The sequence below is a fragment of the Colwellia sp. BRX8-9 genome (genome assembly GCF_014077245.1).
In the GTDB taxonomy this organism is placed as follows: domain Bacteria; phylum Pseudomonadota; class Gammaproteobacteria; order Enterobacterales; family Alteromonadaceae; genus Colwellia_A.
Map to the genome: position 1 here is coordinate 120,702 of NZ_JACGVN010000006.1, position 14,364 is coordinate 135,065.

Here is a 14,364-nt window from a genome sequence, read left to right on the forward strand (position 1 = left end):
AGGCTTAATATGATTTTTGTATTGTCCATTGCTGCTATTTTTGTAGCTTTGAGTATTTATTTTTATTTTCGAGCAGAAGGTCTGCAACGCGAATTATTTAGTGTGAAAAAAGAGCTCAGTAGTAGTCAGAAAGAAAATAAGTTTTATATAGACTCTATGGCAATAATTGCCAAGCGACACGAAGATTTTGTTAAAAATCGATTACAAATAATTAAAAATTGTCAGGCATTAGAACCTGAGACGATTGAAATTATTTCACCACTGGTTAATAACTATGCCTCGATTTTTATTGAGTGTTTAAAAGGAAAAGGTAAACTGCAGTCAATCACTAAAAAGTGTTATGGAAATTTTGACGACGGCGCTTTTAAAAGGTTCGCGGCGCATGTTGCTAAGCAAGATGCCAGCGTAAGACGTATGTGGTCAAGTAATAATTTGACGGGGTATATTTCTTTAATTGAAGCTTTATTACTGACTAAAACTAAAAAAGATGCCTAATAGGGGCATCTTTTCATGTATCTCTGAAAGTAGGCTAGGTATTTGCCTTTAATCAAGGATGAATAACTAAGGACGAATAATTATACTTGGTGTTGAGTCTACTTCACCTTCACCGTTAATGGTTGCTGTTTTACCATTGCATTGTAATATGGCTAAGCTGCCGTTATTGCTATTTCTAATAAAAGATAAGTCGTAACCAAACTGAGTCATGCTACTGGCGGCAAATTTTTGTGCAAGAGAAAGCCTGTCCCATAGCGACTGTTCCTCATTACTACCTTGCCTTCTTTCTAACAATACTTCTCTTTCTAATAGCGCTTCCATTGAGATCTCTTCGTATTTTTAGTCAATAATTTTCTTATTCCCTAGATACTACCTTGCAGCGTATGAATTTTCAACAATTTTAAAATGTCGCTAAAGATATAAATTATAAATATGCTATAGTCAAAATTTTATATCAGTGAGTGCTAAATATTATGAGTCAAGTGTTGGATGATTTATCTTCATTATTAGAATTAGAGGTAATCGAACAAGGAATTTATCGTGGTCAAAGCCAAGATTTAGGCTTTCGTGCGCTGTTTGGTGGTCAAGTAATGGGACAAGCTGTTTCTGCCGCTCAAGAAACAGTTGATTCAGCACGTAATGTTCACTCGCTTCATTCTTATTTTCTACGTCCAGGTGATGCCAGTAAGCCGGTTGTTTATGAAGTCGAAAATATCCGTGATGGTAAAAGTTTTAGCACCCGGCGTGTTAAAGCAATTCAAAACGGTAAAGATATATTCTATATGACGGCCTCTTTTCAACAATATGAAAAAGGCATTGAGCATCAAGATCTTATGCCCGATGTACCCGCACCTGAAGATTTAGCGTCTTACACAGATTTCATTTTCGACAACCAAGATAAAATACCTGAAGAAATTAGAGGTAAATTTTTAGCTGAAAAGCCCATCGAAATGCGTCCTGTTAAACCTTATAATTGGCTGCAACCCGAAAAGACAGCACCTAAGTCTCAGATGTGGATAAAAGCAAACGGCACCTTATCTGATGATTTACGTATTCATACCTATATGCTGGCTTATACTTCTGACTTCTTGTTTTTACCAACGGCTTTATTTCCACACGGCTTGAGTCATTGGCAACCCAATTTACAGATTGCCACTATTGACCATGCCATGTGGTTTCATCGCCCATTTCGTTTTGATGATTGGCTGCTTTACGTTATGGATAGTCCGTCAGCAAGTGGCGGTCGAGGCTTAGTTAAAGGGCAAATTTTTAATCGTCAAGGACAGCTTGTTGCCTCAACGATGCAAGAAGGCGTAGTTCGTCAACGTTAAAGTTGTCGACTCGAGCGACTTTTTTGCCAGTCATAGCCGGTAGGATGTTGAAAAACACGTAAACTGAATACCGGCGCCATAGCGAATAAATGGTCAAAAATATCGGCTTGTATACCCTCATAATTCTTCCAGTTTTGGTCATTACTGAAACAATATATCTCCAGCGGTAAGCCTGAGTCGGTTGCCGCTAATTGCCTGACCATACAAGTCATCTCATCATGTATTTTTTCATGTTTAGCTAAATAAGCGGTAATATAAGCGCGAAAAGTTCCGACATTGGTTAACTGCCGGCTATTAACATTATCGTTAGATAAATTAGCCGTTTTTAAACTCGTGGTGATTTCATCAGATTTTTGCTGTAAATAATCTTTTAATAAACTGATTTCTTTAAGTTTTTCAATCTCAGCACTTTGATAAAATGAAATACTGTTGATATCAATAATAATGCTACGCTTAATGCGTCGACCACCTGAATTGAGCATGCCTCGCCAATTCTTAAATGAGCCGTTTATTAAGGCGTACGTAGGAACAGTTGTCACTGTATTATCAAAGTTTTTTACTTTAACCGTATTTAAACCAATCTCAATAACATCGCCATCAGCACCATAATTAGGAATTTCAATCCAGTCACCAGGCGCGACCATTTTGTTTGCTGATATTTGAATACTAGCGACTAAACCTTTAATCGTGTCCTGAAATACTAATAATAAAACAGCAGTTAATGCACCTAAACCACTGAGTAAATAAATAGGTGACTTATCTAAAATAAATGAAATAGATAGAATCGTAGCAACCAAATAAATAACCAGTTTTATCACTTGTATCGTTGAGCTTAAGGGTAAGTAGCGGTCACGCGCAGTATTTTGATAGAGACTTCTAATGACGTTTAAAATAGCACTAATAGAACGTGCAATTTGAAAGCTGAGAGCTATTTTTACAAAAACCACTAAAACGGCGCCAAGTAATGCTTGTTCGGGCAGTAAAATAGGCGTTAAAAACAGTAGTACGAATAACGGAATTAAAAAAGCGAAGCGAGAAAAAACATTATGCTCTAATAAAACATCATCCCAAGTATTTTTTGTTCTGCTGACCATTTTGTTAACAAAAGCTAATACCTGATATTTTGCGAGGTAGTATCCCAATGCTGAAATGACAAAAATGAGCATGCAACCAACAAAAATGGTGGCCATCGCTAAATACGCTTCGGCGATACCTTGGTTAGTTAACCATGTGCTAATGAGTTCACTCATTTAAGTTTCCTTTTTCAATTTCAATGTTATTTAGCGGTATTATCATTATTAAACTCGATAAGTTTTTGGTCTTTATCAAGCCATAATTGATTAACCCACTTTTGAAATTTTATTTTAAAATGTCGATCGCGCACATAGTCGCCAACAAGATCATCCCCAATGTTTGAAACCTCTACATCGACATTTACCTGTTTAATTTTTCCCGCTAAAAAATCACTAAAAGTAGGGATCCCCTCTGGGTAATGAATGGTAACATTGACTATTTTATGCAAGTTGCCGCCCATGGCTTCTAGCACAAAACCTATGCCACCAGCTTTAGGTTTAAGTAGATGTTTAAACGTGGAATTTTGCTTATCGTGCTTTTCGTTAGTGAAGCGAGTTCCTTCTATAAAGTTCATTATACTGACGGGTTTATGCTTGAATTTAGCACAAGCTTTACGTGTGGTTTCAACGTCTTTGCCTTTTAAATGAGGGTTCTTTTTAATGAAAGATTGGCTATAACGCTTCATAAATGGAAAGTCGAGGGCCCACCAAGCCAAGCCTAAAAAAGGCACAAAAATAAGTTCTTTTTTTAAGAAGAATTTCAAAAAAGGAATTTTGCGATGCATGACTCGCTGCAAGATAACAATATCAACCCAGCTTTGGTGATTACAGACTACCAAATACCATTCTTTCATGGTTAGTTGATCTAAGCCGGTTACCTTAATTTCTGTTTTATTAAAGAGCTTTTGAATGAAGGTGTTAACACCCACCCAATTGCTTGCCATTTGATCTAATAAATAGCTGAATATTTTTTTAGCAAAGGTTAAGGGAATAATAGCCTTACAAAATGAAAATATAATAATAGGTATTAACCAGAAAAGCGTATTAACGGTATAAATTGTTAGCGAAATAATATGAATAAGTAGCGGAGGTAAAAAATTCAACATGGAATACTTGCTCAATATAACAAAAATAAATAGATGTCCGATCATAATCTGATTTGAAGTAATTTTCAGCAAAAACAGTGAAATAAATTAATCACGATTAACAACCGTTTGAAAACGATTATTCATCAAGTTGTTGAAATGAGTGAAAGTTAACTAGGCTTAATGTTAATCATTAGCAGAGAAAGGCGTTTTAGGCGTCTATTATTGATATTTTAGAATGAGGTAAAAAACACCATCTTGTTATTTCAAGTTAAGTAACTCGCCATTTCTTAAGTTTTAAAGGATATAAATACCGAATTAATTCGATATAACAAGTCAACAGGCTAAAAAGGATAAACTCATCTATATTATGGCAAAAAGTTGATTGCAAATTACCTGCATATCGAGGCATGCTATGGGCTGGATCATAGGGGAACAACAATGAATTTTAATCGTGCGGTAATTAAAGTAGGCAGTGCTTTAGTTGCACCAGACAATAAGGGCTGTAGTGGTAAGTATATTCTTGCTATTGCTCGTTTTATTACCGAATGCCAACAGGCAGGTAAAGAAATTATTATCGTTTCATCGGGCAGTGTTGCTGCAGGACGACAATTAATTAAGCACGGCTCTCCCGTACCCTCTATTCCCACTAAACAAGCGATGGCATCTGTTGGGCAAATGAAAATGATGGCGAATTGGCAGCGATTTTTTGATGTTCCTTGTAGCCAGTTACTCATTACCCATGGAGATTTAAAAGATCGCCAGCGCTACATCAATATTAAAAACACCCTACGCATTTTATTGGAAAATGGTGTTATTCCTATTGTTAATGAAAATGACACGGTCGCGACCGATGAATTGAAAGTCGGTGATAACGATAATTTAGCCGCCTTAGTCGCTTTAGTGAGTGAAGCTGACTGCTTATTCATCTTAAGCGATATCGACGGTGTTTATGATCAAGACCCGCGTGAAAACCCTAAGGCAAGGTTACTCCCTGAAATTCACGAAATTACCGCTGAAATTCATGCCATGGCTGGAACAACAAATAACGTTATTGCCACCGGTGGTATGAAAACAAAAATTCAGGCCGCCGAAAAAGCGGTTGAAAATGGCATAGAGACTTATATTCTAAATGGTAGTCGTAGTGAAGTTTTTCAACAGATATTAAAAGGTGAAAACCCAGGTACACATTTTAGTGCCAAACAAGCGGCGACAAAAGCACGCAAACACTGGTTAAAACATACCTTAAAAAGCAGTGGAAAAGTACATCTTGATGCGGGTGCAGTGCATGCTGTGGTTAATGAAGGTGCTTCGCTATTACCCTCAGGTGTCAATCAAGTTGACGGTGACTTTGTCGCTGGAGAGTCTGTTGATATTATTGACGCACATTCTAAAAAGCTGATTGCTAAAGGTATTTGCCAATACAGTCAACGAGATTTGTTGCGTATTATGGGGTGTAATAGTGAACAGATAATCACTTTATTAGGCTGTTGTCCCAGTAAAGTGATTATTCATCGTGATGATATGGTTGTTTTATAAGGCTAGGTAACGGGGTAATTAACTGAGGCTCTAGCGGCCAAACTGTTTACTTTGTGTTGGCTTTTGCTTAGTCACTCTTAATTTTAGACGTTCAGGCCATTGACCACTATGGTCACGTAAGCAAGACTCTTCACTATCTAAATGGACATTGTGGCGAACGTTTTTTAAGACAATACCCACTTTGAGTAACTGCTTTTGAATGACATCACGCAAGTGATCATCAACTTTTTGTTCTTTCGCTGCAATCACTTCTGCATCGATATCGAAAATACAGGTCACCACTAAACTTGCGGGAAAATTAGTGTAATTAGCACGGTGGGTTAACCAACAGAAACCATCAACTTCGTTAGTGAAGTCTTCGCAGGCTAATTTAAGTGCTTTACAAACATTATTATCGATTTTTTGCGTGGTTTTATTGAGTTTCATTATTTATATTCAGCAATGGCTATTAAAGATGATTTTTTCATTAAATGAGTATTATTGATAGTAAATCAGCAATGTTTTTAGTGGCGAGGTGTTAAATAAGGTTTAGCGGTTATCGGCAAGAGCGAGTTAAATTATAATGATAACTTAACGTTAAATGTCGAAGTCCGTTTTAAGAAGGTATCACTTTTAAGGTATCAGTGAGTTTTTGTCGATAATGGTGGCTTAAGCTAATGATAAGCACCTCCATTATCTTCGGAGGTACTGTTAAAGCCAATAGATGTGGCTTTATGCTGCTATATAAGAACAGCAATAATCAGCTAACGTTTTTACTTTGATATCAAATTTAGCATCGGCGTCGACATAAAAGTGTCCACCTGCAGAAATGCTTTGCCATTGCGTCTCATTAGGTAATAATATTTCAACCTCACCAGCGATAATTTCCATCAATTCTTTTTCTGCCGTAGCAAAGGTATACTCGCCAGGCATCATAATGCCTAAGGTTACTACTGAACCATCTGCTAGCGTTACTTTTCTGCTAGTTACGTTACCGTCAAAATAAACATTAGCGGCCTTGGTCAGTGTTACATTCTTTAATTCTGTCATGATAATTTTCCTCTTTGATATAAAATAAAGCGCTGCAGTGTAGCACTTGCTGGCCAGAAAATAATACCATTAGACTCTCTGGCCTAAGTGTTTACCTTTAGTGACCTACAACGCTCGTTTTATTTTATTGATTTGACTCTACAATGCGTTTCATATCTGTCATGTAACCACGTAATTTTTTACCTACGCTTTCGACACCATGGCTGCGAATTGCTTCGTTAACTTCAATTAAGCGTACGTTATCAACACCATTAGAGCTTTCTTTTAAGCCTTCACCTAATTCTTCAAGTGACAATTTGCTGGCGAAATCGCTAAGTAAAGGTTGTGCAGCATGGGTAAATAAATAGTTACCGTATTCAGCGGTATCTGAAATGACTACGTTCATTTCGTACAATTTGTTACGGGCAATACAGTTAGCAATTAACGGTGTTTCGTGTAATGACTCGTAATACGCTGACTCCTCAATGATACCCGCAGCAACCATAGCTTCAAAGGCTAGTTCAACACCGGCTTTTACCATAGCAACCACAAAGATGCCTTTGTCGTAGTATTCTTGTTCGGTAATTTCAATGTCGCAATCAGCTGCTTTTTCAAAAGAAGACTCAGCTGTTTCTTCACGCCATTTTAATAAGTTCACATCATCATTTGCCCAATCTTCCATCATAGTGGAAGAGAAGCGACCTTCGATAATGTCGTCCATATGTTTTTCAAATAACGGACGTAAGATGACTTTTAATGCTTCAGACATATCAAACGCTTTAACTTTAGCAGGGTTTGATAAACGGTCCATCATATTGGTAATACCGCCATGCTTTAAGCCTTCCGTTGTTGTTTCAATGCCGTATTGTAATAGCTTACGTGCATACGCAGCATCCATACCTTGCGCAACTAACTGCTTATGGCCAAGTACTGCAGCGGTTTGCAACATGCCGCATAAAATAGTTTGCTCGCCCATTAAGTCAGACTTCACTTCAGCAATAAATGATGATTCAAGTACGCCGGCACGATCGCCACCAGTAGCTGATGCGTAAGCCTTAGCTATTGCTAAGCCGTTACCTTGTGGATCATTCTCAGGGTGAACAGCAATTAAAGTAGGTACACCAAAACCACGTTTGTATTCTTCACGTACTTCAGTACCCGGACATTTAGGTGCAACCATGACTACAGTGATATCTTCACGAATTTTCATACCTTCTTCAACGATATTAAAACCGTGTGAGTAGGCTAAAGTTGAACCCTGTTTCATATGAGGCATAACAGCAGTAACAGCAGAGGTATGTTGCTTGTCTGGTGTTAAATTAAGCACTAAGTCAGCTTGTGGTATTAATTCTGCGTATGTACCTACGGTAAAACCGTTCTCTGTCGCCCATTGCCAAGATTGACGTTTTGATGAAATGGCAGCTTCGCGTAATGCGTAAGAGATATTTAAACCTGAATCACGCATGTTCAAACCTTGGTTTAGCCCTTGCGCGCCACAACCGACAATGACAATATTCCAGTCTTTAATAAAATTACAGCCATCGCTGAATTCTTCACGCTGCATAAAACGACATTTGCCTAACTGACCTAATTTTTCGCGTAAACTTAAGGTGTTAAAATAATTGCTCATTGGGTTATCCTTTTGTCTCAAATCGACTCAACGTAATGCTGGCGATGTGATTATTTAATGGCTTTATCGGTCTTTCCGACGATGGAGTTATCATAGCGCAAGATTAATGTTGCTTAAAATGATATATTCGCAAGGTAGTGTTGCATAAAGTGCAACGATTGGTGGGTAAAATGTTGTCAATGAATGGTAAGAGTAAATAATGGATCTTAAATCGTTAAAAATGTTTGTGCATTTAACCCACAGTCTTCATTTTGGGAAAACAGCTGAAGCGCACCATGTCAGTACTTCTACCTTAAGTCGAATTATTCAAAGGCTGGAAGATCAGTTAGGTTGTTTGCTATTACATCGTGATAATCGTTCAGTCGTGTTAACTGAAGCAGGCATGTTATTTTATAAATATGCCGAACAGCAACTTGAACAATGGCAATTATTGCAATTGTCGCTCGACCAAAAGCAGGCTGAACTACAGGGTAAACTTCACATTTATTGTTCTGTTACTGCCGCTTATAGTCATTTACCACCGCTATTGGAACGCTTTCGCCAACAACACCCGCTAGTTGAAATTGTATTAACGACCGGTGATGCTGCTGATGCCTTTGACCAAGTACAGCAAAAGTTGGTAGATTTTGCTTTTGGTGTAAAACCTGAAAGCTTATCAAGAATGTTTTATTTTCAGCATATTGCTACTGTGCCGTTGGCCGTTATTGCACCAACGATGGCTTGTCGAGTTCAGCAACAATTACAAGACGAAACAATTATTTGGTCTGAAGTACCGATTATTTTAGCTGAGCATGGTGCGGCGCGTAAGCGTTTTGAACTTTGGTATCGTAAAAAGCAACAAGGTAAACCCAATATTTATGCAACAGTTTCGGGTCATGAAGCGCTTGTTAGCATGGTTGCTTTAGGTTGTGGTGTCGGCATGGCCCCAAAAGTTGTTGTTGAAAATAGCCCGGTAAAAGACCGGGTGCAATATTTACAAAATGTTGGTGATATTGAGCCGTTCGACCTTGGCATTTGTTGTTTAAACCAAAGTCGAGAACAAACCTTAGTCAAAGCCTTCTTTGAGGCAATTAAATAGTCTCAGCAACCGCTTTATCGCTAGAGAATAGCCATTGTTATTGGCTAGAAGGCTTTTTGATAAGATGCTAATGCCAGATATATTCAATATGACAACTTTAATCTTATTAATTGTGATGTCCGGTTAAAAAGAAACAGCATCGGTTAGGTGTCTCAGTAATCGGTCCATTGCGCGATAAGACAGCGCTTCAATGATATGTTCATGTTGAATATCTTCAATACTATTCATGTCTGCCAAGGTGCGCGCTATCTTTAATATTTTATGGTGGGCGCGGGTAGACAAACCAAGTTTTTCAACGGCAAGCTCTAAAAACTCATGCTCATCAGTACTCAGTTTGCAAAATATCCGTGTTTCAGCACTCCCTAAGTGAGCATTTGCTTTCCCTTGCCGCTCTAATTGTAATTCTCTACACAGCGCAACCCTTTTCTGTATTTGCGCAGAACTTTCATTGTTATGATCATCCTTTGCCCACATACCCTTGGGTAAACGGGTCACCTCAATTTGAATGTCAATTCGGTCAAGAAAAGGCCCCGATAGGCGATTTAAATAACGTAGCACTTGTTCGGGTGTGCTGCGGTTATCATTGTAAAATCCGGTTGGGCTAGGATTCATCGCAGCTACTAATTGAAATTTTGCTGGAAAGGTTTGTTTGTACATTGCTCTAGAAATGGTAACTTCGGCTGATTCCATGGGTTCACGTAAAACATCGAGCACTTTACGAGCAAATTCTGGTAATTCATCCAGAAATAATACGCCATTATGCGCCAATGAAATCTCTCCCGCTTGTGGTTGGCTGCCACCACCAACCAGTGCCGCAGAAGAAGCCGTATGATGGGGGGCACGAAAGGGGCGAGTTAACCAAGATTTATGATTGATTTTTTGATGACTAATCGAAGCGATAGCTGCAGCCTCTAACGCTTCACTTTCGCTCATTGGTGGTAATATTCCAGGTAAACGGCTCGCTAGCATGGTTTTGCCCGTACCGGGTGGCCCAATAAAAAGTAGGTTGTGCGCGCCACAAGCGGAGATTTCTAGAGCTCTTTTTGCCAGTGGTTGGCCGATAACATCAGCAATGTCTTTACTGGTAGGCACTTGATAATGCTCTACTGCTTTTGCAGACACCAAAGGTAGCGAGCGTTGCTTTAAAAAGTGTGGGTATAATTGACTTAAATGTTCTATTGATAAAATATTGGCCTGCTTAACCCAACTCGCTTGTTCAGCATTTTGTTTAGGAATAACTAAGGTTCTTTTAGCGTTAGCGCAAGCAATTGCCATTGGAATTTCACCAATAATTTCACGCAATTCACCGGAAAGCGCAAGTTCGCCAGCAAACTCATATTGGCTTAAATCTGTATTAGGCAGTTGCTCACTGGCAACCAAAATACCAAGCGCTATCGGTAAGTCGAAGCGACCTCCTTCTTTAGGTAAATCAGCGGGGGCTAGATTTATGGTAATTCGCTTTGCTGGGAACTGATAACCACAATTGATGATAGCGCTGCGCACCCGATCTTTTGATTCACGTACCGAGGTTTCTGGTAAACCGACAATATTAAATACCGGCAGTCCATTGGCTAAATGCACTTCGACAGTGACAAGGGGAGACTCAAGCCCAACCTGGGCTCTGCTATAAATACAAGCTAAGCTCATAAAAATCCATTTAGTTAGCATCCTGTAAGTTAAGTTTAGGCAGGATTTATCTAAAGTGCTAACGCATCATATAACTAAATTATTTATTTCAATTAAAAAACGCTAGTAAAAAAACTTGCACTTAATATTAGAGCTATGGTACTAATTTAAATAGGCAGCGCAATAGCCAACAAATTTAAAAGTTTTTCATTTTGTTTTTATAAAGAATCAAGGTAATTGAATAAACATGCAAAAATTTAGTTCAGTGATTATTAACATTCTCGTCGTGGTGATTATTAAATCATCGCGAGGTTGTTTGTTGAGCTAAGAAAAACTAAAGCAAAAAACAAACCCTCGCTCCGAAAGGAACGGGGGTTTTTTTATAGATAAAGATGAAAATAATGATGGTCAGTTTTAATATCAATATTTTATATCAATAAATCATACCAACTCAGCGCAAAGGAGAAAGCTCAAACTAACGGTTATGCAAAATGTATTCAGTTGGGTGGGTTAAAAAAAAGATGACAAGTGAAAAGAAACAAACAGGCGGTTCATTACTTTTTGACGTACTTCAGCAGCACGGTGTTGAGCATGTTTTTGGTTATCCTGGTGGCGCTATAATGCCAATTTATGATGCACTTACCGACAGTGACATCCAACACTTCTTGTGTCGTCATGAGCAAGGTGCGGCATTTTCAGCAGTAGGTTATGCAAGAGCATCCGGTAAAGTAGGGGTTTGTTTTGCGACTTCTGGACCGGGGGCAACTAATTTAATTACTGGCCTTGCTGACGCCCTTGCCGATTCAATTCCTATTGTTGCCATAACTGGACAAGTTGCTACTTCGGTGATGGGCTCTGATGCTTTTCAGGAAATCGATATTTTTGGTTTATCACTCGCCTGTACTAAGCATTCTTTTCAGGTAACAGATATTAATGATCTTGAAAAAGTTTTACATCAAGCCTTTGCTATAGCATTGGAAGGGAGACAAGGTCCTGTTCTTGTCGATATCCCAAAAGACATTCAAATTGCGCATGTGGTTAGCCAAGGCAGTGTAGTTTCAACCTTGAAAAATAAAGTTAATTTACCACCGGCTAATGTTGGTTCTGCAATCGCTATGCTTTGTCATGCAAAACAGCCTGTTTTGTATGTGGGTGGCGGTGTAGGTATGGCAAACGCGGTCGATGAATTACGCGATTTTATTGATATTACCCATATACCGAGTGTTTCAACATTAAAAGGTTTAGGTGCTATTTCGCCTAATAATGAAAACTATCTTGGCATGTTAGGCATGCACGGCACTAAAGCGGCAAACTTAGCGGTACAAGAAAGTGATTTATTGGTGGTTGTTGGTGCACGTTTTGATGACCGAGTTACTGGGAAATTAACTGAGTTTGCGCCCCATGCGAAAGTTATTCATTTTGATATAGATACAGCCGAGATTAATAAACGCCGAGCCGCTGATTCAGCGATCTTAGGTGATTTAAAAACTAATTTACCTGCCTTATCGATTCCTTTAGAAATCAAAAGTTGGCAACAAAAATGTCAGCAAATGAAAGCTGATTTTTCTTGGGATTATAATCATCCTGGCAGCACTATTTTTGCACCAGCGGTACTTAAAGAGTTGAGCGATAAAATGCCGCTAAACAGTTGTGTTACCACTGATGTTGGTCAACATCAAATGTGGGCGGCACAGCATATGTCATTTGATCACCCTAGTAACTTTTTAACCAGTGCTGGAATGGGCACCATGGGCTTTGGCTTACCTGCCGCGATCGGTGCACAAGTTAGCCGACCAACAGATTGTATTATTACTGTTTCAGGCGATGGCTCTATCATGATGAATGTGCAAGAACTCTCAACAATAAAGCGTTTTCAGTTACCGGTAAAAATTGTCCTCATCGATAATGCCAAATTAGGTATGGTCCGCCAATGGCAAGATTTATTTTTTGATGGACGTTTAAGTGAAACAGATCTTTCTGATAACCCTGATTTTGTCATGCTTGCAAATGCATTTGACATTAAAGCTAAACAGATAAGCTCTAAGGCAGAGGTTTCTGAGGCGATTGAAGAGATGTTAGCGCATAACGGGCCTTATCTTTTACAAGTTAAAATAGATGCCGCAGATAATGTTTGGCCACTAGTTCCACCCAATACAGCCAATGATAAAATGATGGAGAGTACTTAAGATGAATCATTATCAATTACGTATAAAGGCTGATGATAAGCAAGTGGTGTTAGAGCGTATTTTACAAGTCACCCGCTACCGAGGCTTCCTAATCGAAGGCATTAAGGCGCGAGTTAATACCGGTACAAATATCGGCACTATAGAATTAATGGTGCGAAGTGAGCGACCTATTTCACTTTTAGTTGATCAAATTAATAAACTGATTGATATCAAAGACGTCAAGGTAGACAAAAATACCACGAAGTAATGTCGCTCATAACCAGTTATAATAATTGCGCAACAAGCACCCATAAAAATTCAGAGTTGGTTGGGTAATTAAACTACAGCTAACTCGTTAAAAATATTATAAATTAGGAAGAAAAATGGCTAAAGTAAATGCAGAACTAATTTGGTTTAATGGTGAACTCATGCCTTGGAAAAATGCTACCGTGCATGTAATGAGTCACGCTTTGCATTATGGTTCCTCGGTATTTGAAGGTATCCGTGCTTATGATACTCATAAAGGTACGTGTATTTTTCGTTTAGAAGAACATATTAAACGTTTATTTGATTCAGCAAAAATCTATCGAATGAATATCCCTTTTACCCAAGAAGAAATTGTTCAAGCCTGTAAAGATGCCGTTGCTGAAAATGGTTTAGCTTCTGCTTACTTACGTCCGTTGGCTTTTTTGGGTGATATCGGTATGGGGTTACGTCCACCTATTGATGCAAAAGCTGATGTAATGATTGCTGCATTTAGTTGGGAAGCTTACCTAGGCGCTGATGCTATTGAGAATGGTGTAGAAGTTGGAGTGTCAAGTTGGAATCGATTAGCACCTAACACTATGCCAACAGCAGCAAAAGCCGGTGGTAATTACCTTTCATCACAACTGATTTCAGCTGAAGCTGCTCGTCATGGTTATGCTGAAGGTGTCGCACTTGATATCAATAATATGGTTAGTGAAGGAGCCGGTCAAAACTTATTTTTGATCCGCAAAGGTATTCTTTATACCCCTCCTGGAACGGCTTCGATTTTACAAGGTTTAACCCGCGATACTGTATTTTTTCTTGCAGAACAATTGGGTTATGAAGTACGTGAAGAGCCAATTTCTCGTGAGTCATTGTACTTAGTTGATGAGTTCTTTATGTGTGGCACAGCAACGGAAGTTGTACCAGTAAAATCAGTGGACGGAATGCTTGTCGGTAATGGTACCCGTGGACCGATCACTAAAGCTATTCAAGAAGCATTTTTTGGTATTTTCAACGGAACGACTACTGTTCCAGATAATTGGTTAGATCCCGTTAAATAACGGTAATAAAAGCAACTCGTTGTC

At 38.7% G+C, this 14,364-nt stretch carries 14 protein-coding genes; 7 read left to right on the plus strand and 7 right to left on the minus strand.

The features are described from left to right. Nucleotides 1-9: 9 nt before the first annotated feature. Nucleotides 10-495, plus strand: coding sequence for a hypothetical protein (locus H4J70_RS07000; RefSeq protein WP_182230320.1), 486 nt, complete (start codon nucleotides 10-12; stop codon nucleotides 493-495). Nucleotides 496-561: 66 nt separating this feature from the next. On the opposite strand, the gene H4J70_RS07005 is transcribed toward H4J70_RS07000, so the two are convergent. Then, on the minus strand, nucleotides 562-816 hold the full coding sequence (locus H4J70_RS07005) for a hypothetical protein (protein ID WP_070375371.1): 255 nt from the start codon (nucleotides 814-816) through the stop codon (nucleotides 562-564). A gap of 152 nt (nucleotides 817-968) precedes the next feature. Between H4J70_RS07005 and tesB the strand changes: the two genes are divergently transcribed. After that, nucleotides 969-1,826 carry an acyl-CoA thioesterase II gene (gene tesB / locus H4J70_RS07010; RefSeq protein WP_182217117.1) on the plus strand — a complete coding sequence of 286 codons (858 nt, stop codon included), beginning with the start codon at nucleotides 969-971 and terminating at the stop codon, nucleotides 1,824-1,826. On the opposite strand, the gene H4J70_RS07015 is transcribed toward tesB, so the two are convergent. Together H4J70_RS07015 and H4J70_RS07020 are read right to left on the minus strand one after the other, a co-directional pair. After that, on the minus strand, nucleotides 1,823-3,076 hold the full coding sequence (locus H4J70_RS07015; protein ID WP_182217116.1) for a mechanosensitive ion channel family protein: 1,254 nt from the start codon (nucleotides 3,074-3,076) through the stop codon (nucleotides 1,823-1,825). The genes tesB and H4J70_RS07015 overlap by 4 nt on opposite strands. Nucleotides 3,077-3,102: 26 nt before the next feature. Further along, nucleotides 3,103-4,005, minus strand: a complete 903-nt coding sequence (locus tag H4J70_RS07020; protein WP_182214597.1) for an acyltransferase — start codon at nucleotides 4,003-4,005, stop codon at nucleotides 3,103-3,105. Between the two features lie 420 nt (nucleotides 4,006-4,425). On the opposite strand from H4J70_RS07020, the gene proB reads away from it, so the two are divergent. Continuing rightward, nucleotides 4,426-5,523, plus strand: coding sequence for a glutamate 5-kinase (gene proB / locus H4J70_RS07025; protein ID WP_182214595.1), 1,098 nt, complete (start codon nucleotides 4,426-4,428; stop codon nucleotides 5,521-5,523). A gap of 30 nt (nucleotides 5,524-5,553) precedes the next feature. Here the strand turns inward: proB and H4J70_RS07030 are convergent, their stop codons facing one another. The 3 genes from H4J70_RS07030 to ilvC form a co-directional block, all read right to left on the minus strand. Continuing rightward, on the minus strand, nucleotides 5,554-5,949 hold the full coding sequence (locus H4J70_RS07030) for a Fis family transcriptional regulator (RefSeq protein ID WP_182214593.1): 396 nt from the start codon (nucleotides 5,947-5,949) through the stop codon (nucleotides 5,554-5,556). A 285-nt stretch (nucleotides 5,950-6,234) separates the two neighbouring features. Beyond that, the gene (locus H4J70_RS07035) at nucleotides 6,235-6,552 is read right to left on the minus strand and encodes a pyrimidine/purine nucleoside phosphorylase (RefSeq protein WP_070375377.1); all 318 of its coding nucleotides are present in this window, start codon (nucleotides 6,550-6,552) and stop codon (nucleotides 6,235-6,237) included. 124 nt (nucleotides 6,553-6,676) lie between these two features. Beyond that, nucleotides 6,677-8,161: a ketol-acid reductoisomerase gene (ilvC, locus tag H4J70_RS07040; RefSeq protein WP_182214592.1), complete on the minus strand. Its 1,485-nt coding sequence runs from the start codon at nucleotides 8,159-8,161 to the stop codon at nucleotides 6,677-6,679. Nucleotides 8,162-8,360: 199 nt separating this feature from the next. On the opposite strand from ilvC, the gene ilvY reads away from it, so the two are divergent. Then, a complete protein-coding gene (gene ilvY / locus H4J70_RS07045; RefSeq protein WP_070375379.1) occupies nucleotides 8,361-9,239 on the plus strand; it encodes an HTH-type transcriptional activator IlvY in 879 nt (292 codons plus the stop codon). 123 nt (nucleotides 9,240-9,362) lie between these two features. Here the strand turns inward: ilvY and H4J70_RS07050 are convergent, their stop codons facing one another. Next, the gene (locus H4J70_RS07050; protein WP_182250797.1) at nucleotides 9,363-10,886 is read right to left on the minus strand and encodes a YifB family Mg chelatase-like AAA ATPase; all 1,524 of its coding nucleotides are present in this window, start codon (nucleotides 10,884-10,886) and stop codon (nucleotides 9,363-9,365) included. 500 nt (nucleotides 10,887-11,386) lie between these two features. Here H4J70_RS07050 and ilvG point away from each other — a divergent pair, with 500 nt between their 5' ends. The 3 genes from ilvG (at nucleotide 11,387) to H4J70_RS07065 (ending at nucleotide 14,340) form a co-directional block, all read left to right on the plus strand. Continuing rightward, nucleotides 11,387-13,051, plus strand: coding sequence for an acetolactate synthase 2 catalytic subunit (gene ilvG / locus H4J70_RS07055; RefSeq protein WP_070377107.1), 1,665 nt, complete (start codon nucleotides 11,387-11,389; stop codon nucleotides 13,049-13,051). A 1-nt stretch (nucleotide 13,052) separates the two neighbouring features. Then, nucleotides 13,053-13,298 (plus strand): acetolactate synthase 2 small subunit, encoded by a 246-nt coding sequence (gene ilvM, locus H4J70_RS07060; protein ID WP_070375381.1) that lies wholly within the window; start codon nucleotides 13,053-13,055, stop codon nucleotides 13,296-13,298. Between the two features lie 115 nt (nucleotides 13,299-13,413). Beyond that, on the plus strand, nucleotides 13,414-14,340 hold the full coding sequence (locus tag H4J70_RS07065) for a branched-chain amino acid transaminase (protein ID WP_070375382.1): 927 nt from the start codon (nucleotides 13,414-13,416) through the stop codon (nucleotides 14,338-14,340). Nucleotides 14,341-14,364 lie beyond the last annotated feature (24 nt).

Bases quoted from the DNA above. Each gene is read 5' to 3' on its own strand.
- H4J70_RS07000 (WP_182230320.1), top strand. From the start codon at position 10: ATGATTTTTGTATTGTCCATTGCTGCTATTTTTGTAGCTTTGAGTATT.
- H4J70_RS07005 (WP_070375371.1), bottom strand. From the start codon at position 816: ATGGAAGCGCTATTAGAAAGAGAAGTATTGTTAGAAAGAAGGCAAGGT.
- tesB (WP_182217117.1), top strand. From the start codon at position 969: ATGAGTCAAGTGTTGGATGATTTATCTTCATTATTAGAATTAGAGGTA.
- H4J70_RS07015 (WP_182217116.1), bottom strand. From the start codon at position 3,076: ATGAGTGAACTCATTAGCACATGGTTAACTAACCAAGGTATCGCCGAA.
- H4J70_RS07020 (WP_182214597.1), bottom strand. From the start codon at position 4,005: ATGTTGAATTTTTTACCTCCGCTACTTATTCATATTATTTCGCTAACA.
- proB (WP_182214595.1), top strand. From the start codon at position 4,426: ATGAATTTTAATCGTGCGGTAATTAAAGTAGGCAGTGCTTTAGTTGCA.
- H4J70_RS07030 (WP_182214593.1), bottom strand. From the start codon at position 5,949: ATGAAACTCAATAAAACCACGCAAAAAATCGATAATAATGTTTGTAAA.
- H4J70_RS07035 (WP_070375377.1), bottom strand. From the start codon at position 6,552: ATGACAGAATTAAAGAATGTAACACTGACCAAGGCCGCTAATGTTTAT.
- ilvC (WP_182214592.1), bottom strand. From the start codon at position 8,161: ATGAGCAATTATTTTAACACCTTAAGTTTACGCGAAAAATTAGGTCAG.
- ilvY (WP_070375379.1), top strand. From the start codon at position 8,361: ATGGATCTTAAATCGTTAAAAATGTTTGTGCATTTAACCCACAGTCTT.
- H4J70_RS07050 (WP_182250797.1), bottom strand. From the start codon at position 10,886: ATGAGCTTAGCTTGTATTTATAGCAGAGCCCAGGTTGGGCTTGAGTCT.
- ilvG (WP_070377107.1), top strand. From the start codon at position 11,387: ATGACAAGTGAAAAGAAACAAACAGGCGGTTCATTACTTTTTGACGTA.
- ilvM (WP_070375381.1), top strand. From the start codon at position 13,053: ATGAATCATTATCAATTACGTATAAAGGCTGATGATAAGCAAGTGGTG.
- H4J70_RS07065 (WP_070375382.1), top strand. From the start codon at position 13,414: ATGGCTAAAGTAAATGCAGAACTAATTTGGTTTAATGGTGAACTCATG.